Here is an 18,182-nt window from a genome sequence, read left to right as displayed (position 1 = left end):
GGAAGAAGAAATAATTCTGTTGGAAACGGATGTAATTTGTCTCGCACTTCGGGGTACTTAGACAAAAGCATCAAGTTAGATGCAATATACTTCAAATAGAAAAACACCCTGACATAAATGGGGTTTTACTTTACACTTTCTGCTGGGTAAATCGGCAAGGAAATCGCGCCATTCTATCGCTGGGGTTCTGGTTTAGGGCTGTTAATTGTATCTATGCATACAAGTTAACTTAAAATTAACTTATTCCTTCGATAGAAGTTGGATAAAACAGAGGCATCTATTATACTTATTAACTTTATTAATGCAAAAGTAGTCAATCATGTAGTTACATTCCTAAGCAAAAAAAATGTAATGAATTAAAATACCTTCTATTTTTTTAGAATTATTAATGATTAATGCTTTCTAGATGTTGATAATTTGTTGACTTCAACATAAATAAAAATTGATAAAATTGCAAAATATAAGCCAGCGAATTTCAAATTTTAATTGATTACGTCATCAGCATCTTCTCTTTTTAAAAGTTTCTCAAGTTTGGTGATATGCTCTTAACTTGTTTCTAGGGCAATACCTAGCCTTCGTACGGATGTCAGGGAAATAATTAGTAATTCGTCATTCATCATTCGTACTTTCTAATTCAATGGGGAATGACGAATCAATAATTAAGAATTATTTTGAAGCCTTACACCTGATACAAACCCTATTTGTCTGATTTTTGCTCAACCTCTGCAAATTTTGTAGTAAGAATTTCAAATGAATCTAAACAAGTTAGAAATTGACCAATTTGTCCAACGCACACACCGAATGTACAGGCGTTTAGCAGATTTGTACGACAGTATAAACAATATGCCTGTCATGCCAGATACATTACCGCAAGCTCTCGTCGAACTCGGGAGCGCGTCAGAAATAATGAATTTGGCTACACAAGAACTCCATCAGCAGAATGAAGAACTCATACAAACACGAAATTTGCTGGAAACGGAACGCCAACGCTACCAGGATTTATTCGAGTTTGCACCAGACGGCTATTTGGTAACTGATAGCACGGGCATCATTCAAGAAGCTAACTGTGCTGCTGCTAAATTGTTCAACTACTTACAGCAGTATCTAGTGGGCAAACCAATTATTAACTTCGTGACGTTAGAAGACCGTCAGACCTTTCGTGGCTTCCTTATCCAATTATCCGAATCCAACAAGGTCAAAGAGTTAATTATACGTATGCAAAAACGCGGCGATGAGTTGTTTAATGCCGCCATGACAGTAGGAGTAGTGCGCAATCAGCAAGGTAAGCCAATAGCATTACGTTGGCTGGTGCGTGACATTACTGAGCGCCAGCAAGTAGAATCAACACTGTTTAAGAATAATTGTGACTTGCGTCAAGACCGCTCTTCGCATAAATATTGCAAAGGAGAAACTATCCTTCTCAACCGGGAAGTGATTTGGTATATTCATCAAGGTTGGGTGAAGCTGAGTACACTGTGTGAAAACGGCGAAGAAGTCTTGGTTGGGTTAGCAGGAGAAGGAATGGTTTTTGGTGCGAGTCTGACTGCGCTGCACATTTACCAAGCAACAGCCTTATCCGATGTGGAATTAGTGCCAGTACACCTAGCAGAAATTGCAGCTTTGCCAACGCTCAGCCATACTTTGTTACCGAAAATCAATTCTAGGTTACGCCAAACAGAATCTTTTTTAGCCATTTGTGGAAGACGAAGGGTACAAGATCGGTTTCACCAATTGTTACTGCTTTTAAAACAGGAAATTGGTCAACCAGTGGCAGACGGAACTCGCCTTTTGGTTCGCCTCACTCATGAAGAGCTTGCCAGCGCCTGCAGCACGACCAGGGTAACCATTACACGACTGATAGGCAAGTTACAGAAACAAGGGAAAATTTGTTTTGACTCCAAAAACCATATGATTTTGAAAGATATCCATTAATGGCATTCATGGCATCATTTACAATTTTACGGTTTCTTGATATTTAGCCATTTGATTTTTGTATTTCCAAGCACAGAACAATTTAACAGATCCCCCTTCCTAAAGACAGAAGGAACTGTTAATGAGAGAACTTATGTTAGGAAAAAGACAGCAAATGAAGGCAGAAGTGTGAATTCATTAAGTGGGATTAATGTTTCATTCTTTATCCTTCATCTGATTGGTAAAGCCTTCTCGCCAAAAGCCACCTGAAGCGCTAGCACAAGCAATAGCAATGCCAGTACCTCCCGCTCTTATGACTATGAGAAAGGAATCAGAAACAGAGCGCTTAAACTCTAATGATTAAAGTTGGTAACTAGAAAAAACGCAACCTGCCTCAAATCCTCTCCCACTACTGTAAATAGTCTTCCTATAATTTCTCTAAAAAAGGGAGATTATAGGAAGACTTTTCTTTATTGACTTCGAGCAAACTGTGAAAACTGCGGTTGAAGAGCGGCAAATAAATGTAGGTGATTTCCCAATACGGTTCGGTTAGGGAAAATAATCTGTTGAGGTAAGTAAGGGGAGCAAGGGGTGCAGGGGATGCAGGGAGAGAAAAAAAGGCTTATCCGAACCGTATTGGGTGATTTCCTACGTACACAACCAAGAAAAACCTGAAGAATAATGTTGCTTCGCTTACTATAGCAATCCTAAATGATTCGTGAAATTCTCTCTTCTCTCTTTTCTTGGCGTTCTTGGCGTCTTGGCGGTTAATATTTTTCATAAATCAAATAGGACTGCTATATATCGGATTTCCCTAACCCCACCCAAAATGTAGATATTTCCAAGTATTTTTGGGTGGGGACTGCGGGAAATCATTTTTGTTCAATCAGCTCTGTTGGCTGCCTAGCTGGAAACAGGACTCGCCAAAGCCTATCCAGAGGCACAGAGCGCTCCTCCTGAACAAAAACCAAGGGCAAAAGCGCAACAACTCGTAGGACGGCTGAGAGAACAAACAGCCCCAGCAAGCCACCACCACCAGCCTGAGTCGCCAGAAAGCTACCAGCGGTGATTCCTATTGCCCCACTCACACCAGCAACCGCCCCCGTGATCGCGAAGTATTTGGACTGATTACCCAGCGGTGCCACTCCCATCATAAGATTGTTGGTACACAGGTCAATTGCCGCCCATGTTCCACCAGTGAGCACGTGCAACAAAGGTAACCAGACCCAAAGGGAAATTGGATCAGCTCCAGTTCCTAGCCAGAACAAAGGTGTCACCCCCACCAAGAATCCCACGAATACCAGGAGTGGGCGATTCCCAATTCGGTCAGCCAGTTTGCCCCACAAAAGCAGCAGCAGCATATTAGCACCAGTAGAGATGCCAGTATAAATAGTGACTATACTGATATTTATCTCCAGGTTATCCAGCATGTAGAGGTTAAAGAAGGGAGCGCTGACGTTAACGGCAAAGCACCATATAGCAATGTAAAATACAAACTTCAAAAAATTGGCGTCTTTGAGGAAGCTAAGATCTATTCCCCCTGACTGCACTTGGGATGTCTCTGAATGGGCGACTTTTAAAAGCTGCGGGTTCACATCGGTCAACCAGAACTGACTGACCAGACTACTTAGCCCAAACACAATTCCTAGAACCAAGACCACACCGTAGCCTTGGAGTGTTCCTCCGGGCCAGGTCGATACCGCTAGACCCAGCAGCGGCACACCAACAAGATTCGTCAAGCTCACAAGACTATTGCGAAAGCCAAAATACCGCCCCCGCAACCGCTGTGGGACTAACACAGCCGTCCAGCCCAAAAAGGGAGCACGACCCAAAGCTTCGATGATATTAGTCACCAAGATAATTCCCAATGTCAACAGCACCACTTGATCCCCAGTGATATTAGAGGTGACTGAGGTGACCAACCAAATCGCTGGCACGAGAATCACCCACAGTAGCCGCGACGGGACGAAAATGCACATCGAAAACCAGTTGAAGCTAGGACTTCTGTCTACCAGATACGCTCCCAGCGGTTGGAGCAGATTCACCAACTGAGGAATTGAGGCTAAAAGACCAATTTCCACTGGACCGGCACCCAGCTCCAGCAAGAAATTAGTGAGCAACGCGCTGCCGATGATACTGTAAAAAACCGTAGCGAAGACACTCTCAAAAGTTAACGCCCTGAGGCTTGTCCGAATTTCCGGCTTAGAAATTTTAAAAAGCAGTTTTGGAGTTGGAGGAAGTAGCGTCTCTGTGATTGCCCTATCTTCTGCGATTTCCTGAATAGGGAGAGGACTCGTTTCTACTAATAAGTCATCTTCTGATTGCCTGAACATACTGTCTAGCCAATATTTAAAAAGTTAAATCCTGTAATGGTAACTGCTTCCCCTATCAGCATTAATAAGTAAACGCTATAGAGAATTTCATAAATAAGCTGTGACGCATTGAAATTGCTTACTTACTCGTGAAGACAGTCCATAGTAAGTATTAACTATGGACTGCCTCAACAGAAAAAAGTGCAATGTAAACGAGCATCAGCTTCTAACCAAAATCTGCCACACAAAAGTCATAATTTTGGTTTCCTACACAATTTTTCAGACAAGCCTATTTCATTGCTTTTGTCGGAGAGAGCCTCCGGGCGCAAGTGTTCTCGGTAATAGCCGAAGTCCGTTCAAACCAACTTAAGCTACTCCCTGTGGAACTTGAGTTTCTGGGGAATTAACGAAGAATCAAATAACCCTTATTTCCGAGGAGTTTTATTATGATAAATATATTTATCAAATAAGTCCTATATTACCTAGGATAATATAATTGAAATTTTTATAAACTCCTTCTTGGGAGTTATTATTTTTCTAAAGTAATTCTTAGTTTTCACTGAAAATGGTCGTCTTTGCTACTTTCGACAACACAACACCAGAAGAGTTTCTACGCGTGATTGATATCAGCTTGATGGAGCAGGTATACGATGCAATGGCGTAGCACTACCATTGCAAACGTATCTAAATTAGTCTTGACAAAAACCTTGGTTAATGTATAGACGCAAGAATCAGAATTGATCATTAGAGTTATTTTTCTCCAGTTAAAGCGATTAAGCAAAGCCCACTGCTCTTGGGGCAATCGTCCCAGATAGCAATACGGTTCGGTTAAGATCCCCCGCCTGCGGCACTCTGAAAAAGGGGGTAAAAGAGGGTTAAAAGCCCCCCTTTTTAAGGGGAGCCAGTGCGTTGGTGAGCCAGCGCGAATGACGGCTTTCCCGACAGCAGGCGACTGGCGAAAGGGTTTCCCGACTTGAAGCACCTGGCGTGGGTTGGGGGGATCTTCAAAATATTAAAACGTTAACCGAACCGTATTGCCCCACATAGCACTGCGCTGGGCGCGATCGCCTAAGACTTTGTCAATAACCAAACATTAATACGATTAGTTTGGGCTTTGTTGAAATGAAGACGTTCTTATCGTTATTCCGGCGTTTACCTTGAGTGCTACCCTATCTTAAGAGTGAGGCGCGAAGTGCTGCTTCACATTTGTTTACAAAATTTGATTAGCTTAAAAGTTGCACTACCCTTGCCAGTGGTGCAAAAGCTGCCGATGCCGTAGGTGTAGATGTGCGAAAATACAACATCATTTACAACAGGCTAAAGTTGATGAACGGCACATTTAGTAGGTGGCAAGAATGGCTAACTGTATTAGCCTATGTAGGGTTTACGGTCTTTATCATGTGGTGCGTTTTTGCCACGCAGAAAAAATGAAGCAAGATTTCAAGGAATGCTAGTTATCAATACCTCAGCAACCTGCACAGGTGCTGAGCATCGCGGATAGCATGACCATCAGGGTCATTATTGAAGTATATGTACACATCAGCTTCCTGTTGCAGAAATAAGCGGATACGGTTCGCCCAAATAGATAGTTCTTCATCACTGTAGCCAACACCATATTGTCCGGTATGCATACGAATATAAGTCCAAGGCGCAGTCAGGCGAACATCTAGCGGTACGGTTGGACTGACTGGCAGGCAAAGGGCTGCACCAGCATGCTCCAATAATTTGTATACTTGTGGAATCAGCCAGCTAGAGTGACGGAATTCAAAAGTAAATCGTTGTTGCGGGTATGTTTGCAGTAACACCAAAAAGGGCTGAAGACGCTCAAGATTGAGGTGCCAAGTGTGAGGAAACTGGAATAAAATTGGACCAAGCTTTTCTTGCAAGCCTTCTACCCGTTCCATCAACCGAGATAGCGGCTCTTGGGGGTCTTTTAACTTTTTCATGTGAGTCAGGTAGCGGCTACCTTTGACGGCAAAAACAAACCCAGATGGTGTTTGCTCTCGCCAACTTTCAAACACAGACCGCTCTGGTAGACGATAAAAAGAAAAGTTAATCTCTACAGTAGAAAAGTTTTGTGCGTAAAATGATAGTTGCTGGTTACTAGGCAAATGCAGTGGATAGAAGATGCCCATCCAATGCTTATAAACCCAACCACTTGTACCGATTTGCAGCTTACCCATTCAGTTGTTTATTGTTACTCTCTTCTCTGGTGAACCACCAAGCCCAAGCGACTAAGAAAACCTGAAAAGGAAGTCGCAACCAAATCAGTGGTGGATCGTGTGGCAATGCTGCAACCTCGATGTTATTAACTGCCTGATAAAGATTAGCGGGAAAAACAGCAATATAAAGTACAACGAGAAGCCATGCTGCATAACGGCTTACACCAGCAATTAATAATCCTACCCCACCCAAAACTTCCAGAAACCCGCTTGTGTAAACAAATGCCAGATGGTGGGGAAGAAAGTCCGGCACAATCTTCTCAAATCCACCTGGGTGGGTAAAGTGCAAAGCACCAACGACTACCATCCCGATCGCAAGTATGATTTTGAAGACTATTTTGTACTTTTTCATTTTCTAAATCTTTACCTCAGCGCTACAGTTAGCTTGGCATTCAGCTAGATTTTTTAGCCTTAAAAACTGCTGGCGCATCATCAATAAATCTCCCCACGGCAAAACCCAGCGTATCCATGACCAAAAGATATTTCTGGGATAGCGAATATGCCCCTTGAGAATCAGGCGACAAGTGTTTTCCGTTATCGGGAAAATGATATAACTTGCTGCAATGTTACCAAACATTGTAACGGCTCTTTCGTCATCCATTACTATTGTTAAATGTCGATTTTGTTCAAACTCAACAAGTTTAAAAACGCCCATAACTCTTTGCTCAGGCGCTAAATTTTCCACACCTGGAAGCAGTTTTTTTGGACTTGGAGGGTCTGATATTGAATCTTTAACCGGAAAAAATATTCTTTCAAGGCGGTCAATCCAGTCATAACTGTAAGATCCAACTTTGAGTTGGCATAGCCATCGAAATAAAATCTGAGTTGGTGCTTTTACATTTATGGCTCGGAAATATGCCTCGTCACTATTTTCTATATATTGGTCGCATGGGAACGGCATCAGCCTCTCTTCAGCCGTAGACCCCCAAGTATATGCAATGCCTTGTTTTATATTGACGTTTACCATTAGTTAGAGTTGAGATATCCGTGACGTGCTTTAAGAATTAGCACACAGCTTGGTGCATGTGTGATAGTGTTATCCATCACCATTTGTACCGCTGCATCGAGAGAAACTTTAACTGTTTTTATCGTTTCCGTTCCTTCTGGATGGGCTTCTGTTTTTGTTAACTGCTTTGCCAGAAACATCTGCACAGGACAATGAACAATTGATGTATCTAAATCAACGACACCTAACTCAATCAATTCCGATGCTTTGATGCCAACTTCTTCTTCAATTTCACGTTTTGCTGCCTCAATGTTAGGTTCATCCTCCTCAACGGCACCGCATACAACTTCGATACTATCTTTACCAAGAGCATAGCGAAATTGCCGAACCAGATAGACGTAACCATCGTTATCTATCGGTAGAATAGCAACGGCAGGTTTCATTTTAACGGTGGCATACTTACCAGGTTGCCCGTCAGGTCGTAGAACTTGGTCTTCACAGACATGGATAAACGAATCGTGGAATTTCTCGTTAGTTTCTTGTATTGTCCAAGGACCATTTTTTTGTGGCATGATGAGTTTTCTCGCTATTAAGTTACATAGAAACAGATAAACACAGATCTACACTGATAATTCATCTGTCCCTTCGCTCAAGGGCAAGGTTTATCTGTGTGCATCTGTGGTTTCATTTTCATAAAATTGACCTTTGCACTCTTGTTTAATGACAAAGACCACTAGAAATCACTCGAGAGCGGGTTTAGTTCGAGCGTAGGAATTTAAAAACAGAACAAAGAGAATTGCAAAGGTAAGGTCAATAACACCTGGAACTAAATAAAATGGGTGAAGCTTGCCTACCAACGTGTGATAAGCTAGCACAAGGAAGACCGAAGATTGCGCGATAATTCCAAGTTTTATGATGCCGTGATTGCGCTCAATGTCCTGACCAACCCACCAATAGCCAATTCCAATAACAAAGACCAACGCGAGAAATAGGTGTGAGTATTCACCATTGATGAGGGGTTTCTCACCAAGCCACTCACGAATCCATTGGTCGGATAACAGCAAAAACACAGATTCGACCCAATTGATTACAGCCTTAAGTTGAAATATATACTTCCACGTCATTTGATTATTCATAATTGCACGCGCTTTGAATCCTCTTCGCTAGAGCGTTTTACTTGCAGAGTTGCAGGGTTCATGTTTAGCTAAAGAAAATTTAGCTAACCACTTTAGATTTGATGAGCTTGCTGCACTCTTAGGAAGCAGCCATCTCCTCTTGCAGTTTGCTTTTAGCTGTTTTAAACTCGCTAGCTATTTGCTTCTGCTGCTCATGGCTAAAGTTGTCGCGGAGTTTGGGGAATATATCTTTCTCTTCTTGATTAATATGAGTTCGCACCGCAGTTCTTAGCTGCTCAATTTTTGCTTTGAACTCAGATGAAGAAGGATTGATAAGCTTAATTTCGTCTAACATCTCCATCACTTCGTCAGTCTGAGCGTATATTTCCTGTGTGTGTTCGTAATACTGACGAACTGGTGGGTAGACGATTTGTTCTTCGGCTGTACCATGAGCTTTTATGTCTTTGTAGAGTTGCCCAAAATACTCTTGGATTTTATGAGGATCATTAGTACCTAAAATTTCCATAAACAGAATATCAGCCTTAGTATGATCCATCAGGAGAAGCTCACGAATGGTCATTTCGTCATCGGTACGTGTGACGACACTACCCACCACGCCAGTTAAGGCTGCAACACCATCTTTAACTCGTGCCCACAGTCCCTGCTTTGGCTCTTTTCCTGTCAGTTCACGAACACCCAGAATCTCCAGAATCCCTTTGAGTTGCTCTTGATGAGCGCGGTTTTCAAAGTTAACCGTATTTAAAGGAGTTATGGCAGCTTCAACATCAGCACCCACAACTTGAGCAGCTTTGTGGATGAGCAGCCCAGCCATTGTCTGCTTATGCTTGAGCAATTCATGCTCTTGTACTTTCTCAAACAAAGTCAGTTCAGATTCCATGAGTTTCTGAACTTCTGCAATTATCTTTTGGGTTGTTGCCTTTGGTTCACCCTTAACACCGTACTGAACAATGACAGTATCGAGAACGCCCAGGTTTTTCTGATCATCTTCGAGCATATCCTGTAGGCGTTTCCGAATATCATCATCAGTGCAATCCTTAATAAATTGCTGCTCATTCTTAATCAGCAGATTTTGTAGTGCTTTCATATCTGCCAATTTTGTTGCAATTGAAAGGCGCTTAGTGTCATCAAGAGTTGATACCATTTTTTATGCTCCTTTAACTAATTAAGCAAGCGACTGCAATCCCTTATCCTGTAGGTTCTTCTCAATGTGCTGCATTTCCTCGATTGTCTCTCCAGTCACAATCCCGGAAATTTCGGTATAAATTTTTCCGTATTTGACCTTCTCTAAAGCCGACAGGATGATAAAGTCTTTACGATCCAGTTCTGGTTTCAGGCTCACTAGAATGGAGTCCAATGTCCCATCCATACGGTAGTCGGTGGAATATTTAGCCACCTCCTTTCCAAGGGACAGTAGGGTATGGCGCTGTAAGCAGAGCGGAGTTGAGCCATTGATTCGGAAATTGGCATCGATCGCATAAAGCTGTCCGTCTTTATCTTCCAACACGTCGAAGCCAATAAAGCCGAAATAACCGACCTTATGAGCATACTCACCAATGGCGGCAATCATCTCAAAGAATTTGCTCATGTCCATCTCGCGGTAGTGAATCAGTCCCCCTAAATAGGTGCCCTCCTCTGTAACGAGTTGGCGAGTGGTACCGATGAGCGTTATATCTCCCGCTTTGTTGAGATAGAACTGCACGCAGTAGTTCTGCACGGCATTCTTAACGAACTCCGAGACAATAATTGTATTCAGCAGTTTATGATCTAGATACTTCCTCAGTTCTTCAAAGCAGTAGTTTAGATCGCTGGCGCTTTTGATAATATAAGTGCCTTCTCCTGAAAGTCCGTGGGACGTTTTGATCAAGTAGGGGAATTGTTCCGGTAACTGAATGTCTTCGAGACTGTTGGTGTGCAAACTGTAGCTCTCGTATTTCGGACATTGCACCCCTAGCTCGGCTAGTGTCACTTTGTCAAGCAATCGGTAGTGAGTGTCCGGAGTAATCGCGTGTTTTTCTGGTTTGAGATGATCAAAGGGAAATAGAGTGATGAGTTTGTCAAAGCGATCGCTCTGGCTGAGGTCATCCAGATAAAGCGAACAGTCTAGCATCTGCATACTGCTATAGCTGAAGCCAAAATGCTCCCGCCAGTAGCCAATCAGCAACTTTTGTGGCGGAATAATGACAATTCCTGGAATGGCATCGCCTAACACAGCCAGGTTTTTCCAAGGTTCCTTCTGGCAAATCTTATCGAACGAGGTTTTGGTGGCTTCACTGCTGCCATCTTGAATAAAGTATTTTTTTGTGTTGGGGTAAGCAGCCCAACTGGCTGTCCCAGGATAATTTGGGATGAGCCCACAACGTGCATCTGTGATGTCTTGAGTAAATAAATCAGAAAAAGAACTCCCCTGAAAATACTGAAAATTGTATGTTAAGTTCATAGAAAAATTGTTTTCAAGACTCACTTGCTGCATCTACATGACAAACAAGGTATTAGTTGCGGAATTTTGATTCCTCTATCTGCAAGCAGAAACGATTCGTGAAAAATTCCGCACTAATTTTAGTATTTCAGTAACACCTAGTACTCTGTCAAGCAAGCTTTAAGGAATAGCTAGATTTCAAGAACTAGCAAAAGAACTTTAAAAAATATCAACCTCTCAAACCAAAACTGGCGCAGTACTAGCTTCTTTTTTAGTAAACACAGCTGGCTTGTCCAGTTCTGTGGTCATATAACCACAAGCCATGTCCTGCGAGTTATACGCCCAGCCAACCCGTCCCTGATGGTCTAAGAGGATGCACCCAGCCTCTCCTGTAACCTTAGATTTCAGAGTGTTGATCGCCATCTGCGCTGCTTCGTCTGGATGCCTATCTCCACCCAGGAAATCGATCGCAGTTTTCGCCAGAACCACCGGGATAATCGACTCGCCATCACCCGTTGTTGAGCAAGCGCCGAGTTTATTGTCAGCGTACAAGCCACTGCCAACGATCGCGCTATCGCCAACGCGACCAGGTTGCTGATTCATTAAGCCCCCAGTTGAGGTTCCAGCTACTAGAATACCGCTAGCATCCAAAGCCACACAGCCAATGGTGTTGGGGCGATCCAGAACTTCCTGCTCCTCCTTCCACTCCTGCCACGTCTCATGAGATATCAAGTCTTCTTTTGCACACATTTCGGCTCCGTTGTCTGCGGCAAAGCGTTCTGCATGCTGTGCCACAAGCATCCTGGGTTTTTCATCCATAATCTTCCGTGCCACCGAGATTGGATGACGCACACCCTGAACTGCTGCCACTGCGCCCCAACCTAAGCTAGCGCCCTCCATGATCGCCGCGTCTAGTGCCACCTCTCCCTTTGTGTTGAGACTCGCGCCCAGACTGGCGTTAAAGGTCGGGTCAGCTTCTAGAACGCGGATGGCTGCCTCAACGGCTTCTGCCGCAGTGCCTCCCTTAGTCAGCACTGCCCAACCTGCCTCTACTGCTGCCAAACACCCAGCTTTGTTGGCTGCAACCTTATCCTCTGAAATGGTTTTCGCTCCGCCGTGAACAATAATAGCTAGTGTCATAAATTTCCTTCTTTTCCTATGAACCTTGTGTGACTGAAATTGCTTCAATTCTTTGGTCAATCACTTGTAGTAATCGCTGTCGTAAAGTATCTAAGCCTAGGCGTTGAGTCGCTGAGATAAACACCGCTTCGGGGTACTTTTGCCCAGCCAAAGCCAGAGTTTCGCTATCTACCTGATCAACTTTGTTAAAGGCAATCAAAGTAGGACCAGAAAGAGTTGGCATTTCTGCAAGCACTTCCTCCACGCTTGCAATGTGGCTTTCCCAAGCTGGATGGGACAAATCAACAACATGAAGCAACACATCTGCTTCAGTGACTTCCTCTAGGGTGGCGCGGAACGCATCCACCAATGGTGGCGGGAGTTCGTGAATAAACCCTACGGTATCTGTTAGCAGAATTGTCCGACGTTCCTGAGTTTCTGGTTCGGTAATGACCAGCTTTCGCGTTGTCGGGTCGAGGGTGGCAAAGAGTTGATCCGCCGTATAAACTTCAGCGTGGGTTAACACATTCAGCAAAGTGGATTTCCCAGCATTGGTGTAACCAACTAAGGCGACAGCAGGAATTTCTTGCTGTTGTCGCTGTTGTCTGATACGGGCGCGATGTGCCTGTAATTGGTTGACTTCCTGCTGAAGTTGTGCAATACGCCTTTGAATGGCTCGCCGTTCCGTCTCTAGTTTGGTTTCACCAGGTCCTCGCGTCCCAATTCCGCCTCCTAGCCTGGACATTTCCCGACCTTGACCGCGCAAGCGAGGCAGCATATATTCTAATTGCGCCAGTTCTACCTGCAATTTACCTGCTTGCGATTGAGCGCGTTGAGCGAAGATATCTAGAATGACTTCGGTTCGGTCTACAACTCGGATGCCAATCTCGTTTTCCAAGTTGCGGGCTTGAGACGGAGAAATATCTCTGTCAAAGACAATCAGATTAGCTCCCAGTTTCTGAGCTTGAAGGGCAATTTCCTCAATTTTTCCCTGTCCGACAACTGTTTGGGGATGCGGACTACTTCGCTTTTGTTGCACTGTGTCTGCTACAGTTCCACCAGCAGTTTCCACCAACCGTGCTAGTTCTTGCAGTCCATCTTCAAACCGCTGCTGAGAAATATCATCTGTCTTCAATCCCACCAACAGCACTTTGTCGGTGTCAGAGACAACATCCTGGAATGGCATTCCATCGCCAGATTCAGAAATCTCCCGCTCCCATTCATCAACTAAGTCGTCAAAATCTTGCTCAGTTAAGTCATCTAAACTCAGGGGAGGAGAAATCACCCAAGGGTTTTGTGGGTCGGGGACAATATGAGCTAAGAAAGCTTCTTTAATATCGCCACTAGCTTCTTTGCCCCGCCTTCCATCTTTGCCGTCAGCTACGGTTAGCACCACCAGAGCATCTAAACGCTGGCGTGCCATTGCAATCAACGCGGCTTCATCAGGTGGCGCTGATTTGAATTGAGTAGCAACGCAGTGAATCCCGCTCAACGTTCCGCACTATGCCGAGGTAGCTGTTCGCGGGGTATTTGAGTTTGACTCGGCGTTCCAACTGCGACTCGGATCACCTGCCCGCGTCTATTAATATAGCTGCACACGGGTTGATGGATTTCTGTACTGATTGCTGCCAAGGCTTGGGCGAATTCCGGCGTAGTTACGGTATGCGAGGGTTGCCGTTGTTCGTAAAGTTGTTGCAGTTTTTTGCTTTGGCTAGATTTTAATCCTTGAATATTTCCATAAATAGTTTCCATAAAATTGTTTTTGAATCGGTTCATCTCATATTTAGCGTTTTGCCTTTTTTACTTAATCTTTCTCAAGATGTAAGTATAGTTAATCGTTACTTTGGCATGATAACGTAGCTTAAAAATCATCTATTTCTCTATCTATAAGGGTATTTAAATATAAAAAATGCGTCTGAAAACCGCATCATTGTAGTTTTTTTATACTCTAGATTTGTTTTTTAGACAGTGGTTTGAATCTTTTACGAAAAAATGTGTTATTAATTACAAATTAATTTAATATTATTCCATTCATTTGGTAGAAGTCGGATTAATAACAATAGTTGTATTGTGGTCAGTAAGTAAATTTTTATTAAACAAAGTTGACGTCAAAGTTGGTTTCTGAGGAGGAAGTATGCAATTTCAAATTGAATGTAATACCTTAAAAAATAACCAAATGTGCTTAATATGCAATCAGCTGTTTCAGACGAGAGAAGCGAGAGTCATTGTGTGCAGCGAAGAAGGTGATGGCTATGGCGATGTTTGTCCTGAGTGCATAGGTAGGGGCGCTCATTGGATCAAAAGCCAACTCCAAGAGTTCAGCAGCAACTTCATTAAAGTTTAGTGGCTGAAATTGCGGCAAGCACTATTGCAACTACGATAACTAGCAATTTCTCCCCTTTTACCTAATTAACAACTGTTTCGCTGCTATTTGGACGGCGATCGCTCATTCGTAATCGCTGCCACATCATTTTTTAACAAATTTCAGTCTAAGAAATTATAAAAGACCTAACCCCGCGGCCCCAGTTCCCTTATAGGGAAGGGCAGAAATTCCCCTCTCGCTAACAAAAATCTTGCGCTTCCCTCTCCTTGTAGGAGAGGCTTAGCCAGAGGTGGGGAGAAGTTAGGGCACAGGCCAGTTCATATTGTATTTCAGCCGAAACCGTTAGATTTCAACACATCCGCCCCTAAAATAGTAGATAGGAGGCGGTTTTTTTATATTTAGCAGGAAAAGTAAAAAAAGCAAAATTTTAACCTTAAACATTTGCCCAAGGTGTGCCATAATGTCACGAGCCGGAAGCCAATACCTAATTTAACGCCCCCAATAGCGTTGGGGACGATCGCTATCGTTTGCTTACTACAGCTCTATCCTTAGGCATTTGTTACCAGGGGATAGTGTGGTTTGAGGTGAGTCACGTAGTTTAGGTAATTTTACAGGCAAAATTCCTGGAATGTTTGGTAATAGGCGAGTAGTTACAAATAATTTGTTTAGTAGAGTTGGGAATAGGTTTCGATGAACTTGTTAGAGTTAAAGAATCATGCGGTTGAACTAACCTCTAATGCCGATAAAAAGATGAGTGTGACCTTAAAAGAAACGGCATACCCGCGTCCGCAGTTCCAGCGAATCTCTTCCGGAGACGCTGAGCGAACGACTTGGCAAAGTCTAAACGGTCTGTGGAAGTTCGCTTTTGATGACGAAGGCAAATGCGTTCAACCCAGTGACATTCAGCAATGGAGTCATGATATAGAAGTTCCCTTTGCTCCGGAATCTGCCAAAAGTGGTATTGGTGACACGGGATTTCACCCGAACTGCTGGTACGAGAGGGAATTTGAAACGCCACCAGGGGAAGGCAGGTTGCTGCTGCACTTTGGAGCGGTGGACTATCGCGCCCGTGTCTGGGTTAACGATCAATACATAGCTGAGCATGAAGGTGGGCATACCGCTTTCACTCTCGATATTACCCATGTCTTGAATGACAGTGGCACAACGAAAGTGACAGTATGGGCGCAGGACGATCCTCAGGATCTCGCCAAGCCTCGTGGTAAGCAGGATTGGCAGCTTGAGCCGCACAGTATTTGGTATCCTCGCACCAGCGGTATTTGGCAGACAGTCTGGGTTGAGCGCGTGGGTACAAGTTATATAGATCACATCCGCTGGACTCCTGACTTCGAGCGGTGGGAAATTGGTTGTTACGCAGCGCTGGCGGGTGATGTGCCTGCTTCGGGCGTACAAATCAAGGTGAAACTCAGCATTGGCGATAGGGTACTGGTGAACGATACATATGAAGTGTTCAACGGGGAGATTAGCCGTCGCCTCGCCCTTTCCGATCCAGGTATCGATGACTACCGCAACGAATTGCTGTGGAGCCCAGAAAAGCCGACGCTGATTAATGCCGATATAGAATTATGGTATAAAGACGAGCTTTTGGATAAAGTAAAAACTTATACGGCAATGCGGACTGTGAGTATACAGCGCGATCGCTTTATGCTCAATGGTCGTCCCTACTATTTGCGGCTGGTTCTCGACCAAGGCTACTGGGCTGATAGCCTCATGACTGCACCCGATGATGACGCGTTGCGGCGCGATGTGGAACTCGCGAAAGCAATGGGCTTTAACGGTGTACGTAAGCACCAAAAAATTGAAGACCCCCGCTTTTTATATTGGGCAGATGTGCTGGGGCTGTTAGTATGGGAGGAGATGCCCAGTGCATATCGCTTCTCGCCTAAAGCGGTGGAGCGCACCACCAAAGAGTGGACAGAGGTCATCAAGCGGGATATCAACCACCCCTGTATTGTGGCTTGGGTGCCGTTCAATGAATCTTGGGGAGTTCCGAATCTGGTTGAAACACAGGCTCACCGGAACTACGTTTTAGCAATGTATCACTTGACCAAGACGCTCGATCCAAGTCGCCCAGTGATTGGTAACGATGGCTGGGAAAGTACAGATACGGACATTCTGGCTATCCATGACTACGACACCAATCCGCAGCACTTGGCTTATCGTTATGGACCGGAAGTCAAGCTATCAGATTTGTTTGATCGTAAGCGTCCCGGAGGGCGCATCCTTACACTCGACAACTTTCCTCACCAGGGACAGCCAGTGATGCTGACCGAGTTTGGCGGTATCGCCTATGCCCCAGAGGACAAGCCCGATGCTAACAAAATTTGGGGATATGAGCGCAGCTGGAATATCTCCGAGCTACAAATGAAATACGCTGCCCTACTGGAAACTATCAATAATATTGAGATATTCAGTGGGTTTTGTTATACACAATTCACCGATACCTTTCAAGAAGCTAACGGGTTGTTGTACGCCGATCGCACGCCGAAATTTCCTCTCGAGGCGATTCGCGCAGCGACCCTTTCAGGAGAAGGATTATGTACTCCCACCAGCTGTTAAAGCCAGATGGTCGCCAACTGACTTTATATAGTCGATACCCTATACCCGAGAATATTACAGCCACTAGTCCTAGCAATGAGCCAGTGCAAGCAAATCCGCACCTGCGCTGGCACCCCTTGCGGGGCGAATGGGTGGCTTACGCTTCTCACCGTCAAGGGCGGACTTTTATGCCGCCCCCAGAGTATAACCCCCTCGCACCGACCACTAACCCTGAGTTTCCAACTGAACTACCGCAAGGTAAGTATGATGTGGCGGTGTTTGAGAACCGCTTTCCGTCGATGACGGTAGCTGCTCACGATCCGCCTGCTAGCATCGTGGATACCATGCCAGCTAATGGAGCCTGCGAGGTGGTGGTTTTTACCCAAGACCCCCAAGCGTCCCTGAGTTCCCTGGAACTGGATCACCTAGAGTTGCTGTTGGAAGTGTGGGGCGATCGCACCCGCGTCATCGGCGCAAATCCCCAAATCCAGTACGTGCTGCCCTTTGAAAACAAAGGCATAGAAGTTGGTGTGACTTTGCACCATCCCCACGGGCAAATTTATGCATATCCTTTTGTACCGCCTGTTCCAGCACGGATGTTGGAAATGCAGCAAGCGTATTATCGGGAACATCAACGGGGATTGCTGGAAGATTTGATCCAAAAGGAGATTGCTGATAACAAACGGATTATTTATCAAGACGAGGAAGCGATCGCATTCGTCCCCGTGTGCGCTCGATACCCGTATGAAGTTTGGGTTGCCCCAATTAAGCCTGTTGGCACTTTTATGGATCTTACCCCAGAGCAACGCCAGGGACTTGCCAAGGCGTTAAAAACCGTCACTCTCAAGTATGACGGTTTGTGGAATCGCCCATTTCCTTACCTGATGGCTTGGTTTGGTGCCCCAACTGACGGTGAAGCGCATCCCGAAGCCCATTTACACGCTCAGTTTTATCCTCCCTATCGGACAAGCGAAAGGCTTAAGTATCTGGCGGGAACGGAACTCGCAGCAGGGATGTTTGCCAATGATGCTTTACCAGAGGAAAAGGCAAAGGAGTTGCAGGCGGTGGTGGTCGATAAATTTCTTACAAAAATCCGCTTTTAACGAACCGCCAAGACGCAAAGAGCGCAAAGAAAGGAGTAAAATTAAATAGCCAAAAACATTATTAAACTTCATCGTACTTATTTAGCATGAGTAAGTTTTTGATGTAAAGAGCAGGCATTTTGTTATAAAATTGACTTA

General features: G+C 44.5%; 13 protein-coding genes and 1 pseudogene. 3 read left to right on the top strand and 11 right to left on the bottom strand.

The window, feature by feature from the left end; all coding sequences use genetic code 11:
* The first annotated feature begins 750 nt into the window (after positions 1-750).
* On the top strand, positions 751-1,932 hold the full coding sequence (locus tag V5G28_RS06540; protein WP_332989377.1) for a PAS domain S-box protein: 1,182 nt from the start codon (positions 751-753) through the stop codon (positions 1,930-1,932).
* Between the two features lie 851 nt (positions 1,933-2,783).
* Here the strand turns inward: V5G28_RS06540 and V5G28_RS06535 are convergent.
* From V5G28_RS06535 to V5G28_RS06485, 11 genes and pseudogenes are all read right to left on the bottom strand, one after another.
* Positions 2,784-4,244: an MFS transporter gene (locus V5G28_RS06535; protein WP_332989375.1), complete on the bottom strand. Its 1,461-nt coding sequence runs from the start codon at positions 4,242-4,244 to the stop codon at positions 2,784-2,786.
* A 1,436-nt stretch (positions 4,245-5,680) separates the two neighbouring features.
* Positions 5,681-6,406: a DUF72 domain-containing protein gene (locus V5G28_RS06530; RefSeq protein WP_332989373.1), complete on the bottom strand. Its 726-nt coding sequence runs from the start codon at positions 6,404-6,406 to the stop codon at positions 5,681-5,683.
* Positions 6,399-6,797 carry a DoxX family protein gene (locus tag V5G28_RS06525; RefSeq protein ID WP_332989371.1) on the bottom strand — a complete coding sequence of 133 codons (399 nt, stop codon included), beginning with the start codon at positions 6,795-6,797 and terminating at the stop codon, positions 6,399-6,401. The genes V5G28_RS06530 and V5G28_RS06525 overlap by 8 nt, the downstream gene beginning before the upstream one ends.
* A gap of 3 nt (positions 6,798-6,800) precedes the next feature.
* Positions 6,801-7,412 (bottom strand): hypothetical protein, encoded by a 612-nt coding sequence (locus V5G28_RS06520; RefSeq protein WP_332989369.1) that lies wholly within the window; start codon positions 7,410-7,412, stop codon positions 6,801-6,803.
* Positions 7,412-7,963 carry an NUDIX hydrolase gene (locus tag V5G28_RS06515; protein ID WP_332989367.1) on the bottom strand — a complete coding sequence of 184 codons (552 nt, stop codon included), beginning with the start codon at positions 7,961-7,963 and terminating at the stop codon, positions 7,412-7,414. Before V5G28_RS06515 ends, V5G28_RS06520 begins: the two co-directional genes overlap by 1 nt.
* Positions 7,964-8,131: 168 nt before the next feature.
* Complete coding sequence (locus V5G28_RS06510) at positions 8,132-8,527, bottom strand: hypothetical protein (protein WP_332989365.1); 396 nt, start codon at positions 8,525-8,527, stop codon at positions 8,132-8,134.
* A 118-nt stretch (positions 8,528-8,645) separates the two neighbouring features.
* Positions 8,646-9,668, bottom strand: coding sequence for a hemerythrin domain-containing protein (locus V5G28_RS06505; RefSeq protein WP_332989363.1), 1,023 nt, complete (start codon positions 9,666-9,668; stop codon positions 8,646-8,648).
* Between the two features lie 21 nt (positions 9,669-9,689).
* Positions 9,690-10,964: an ATP-grasp domain-containing protein gene (locus tag V5G28_RS06500; RefSeq protein ID WP_332989360.1), complete on the bottom strand. Its 1,275-nt coding sequence runs from the start codon at positions 10,962-10,964 to the stop codon at positions 9,690-9,692.
* Between the two features lie 216 nt (positions 10,965-11,180).
* Positions 11,181-12,083 (bottom strand): isoaspartyl peptidase/L-asparaginase family protein, encoded by a 903-nt coding sequence (locus V5G28_RS06495; protein ID WP_332989359.1) that lies wholly within the window; start codon positions 12,081-12,083, stop codon positions 11,181-11,183.
* 16 nt (positions 12,084-12,099) lie between these two features.
* A pseudogene (hflX, locus tag V5G28_RS06490) lies at positions 12,100-13,814 on the bottom strand (GTPase HflX).
* Positions 13,815-14,244: 430 nt separating this feature from the next.
* Positions 14,245-14,424: a hypothetical protein gene (locus V5G28_RS06485; RefSeq protein WP_332989357.1), complete on the bottom strand. Its 180-nt coding sequence runs from the start codon at positions 14,422-14,424 to the stop codon at positions 14,245-14,247.
* A 651-nt stretch (positions 14,425-15,075) separates the two neighbouring features.
* On the opposite strand from V5G28_RS06485, the gene V5G28_RS06480 reads away from it, so the two are divergent.
* The gene (locus V5G28_RS06480) at positions 15,076-16,962 is read left to right on the top strand and encodes a glycoside hydrolase family 2 protein (RefSeq protein WP_332989355.1); all 1,887 of its coding nucleotides are present in this window, start codon (positions 15,076-15,078) and stop codon (positions 16,960-16,962) included.
* Entirely contained in the window at positions 16,941-18,044 is a 1,104-nt protein-coding gene (gene galT, locus V5G28_RS06475) for a galactose-1-phosphate uridylyltransferase (RefSeq protein ID WP_332989353.1), read from the top strand. Before V5G28_RS06480 ends, galT begins: the two co-directional genes overlap by 22 nt.
* Positions 18,045-18,182 lie beyond the last annotated feature (138 nt).

This window comes from Scytonema sp. PRP1 (assembly GCF_036697665.2).
Classification (GTDB): Bacteria; Cyanobacteriota; Cyanobacteriia; order Cyanobacteriales; family Nostocaceae; genus Kalymmatonema; species Kalymmatonema gypsitolerans.
Note: the sequence above shows the minus strand (reverse complement) of the source record. Positions and strands in the feature narration are given on the sequence as shown.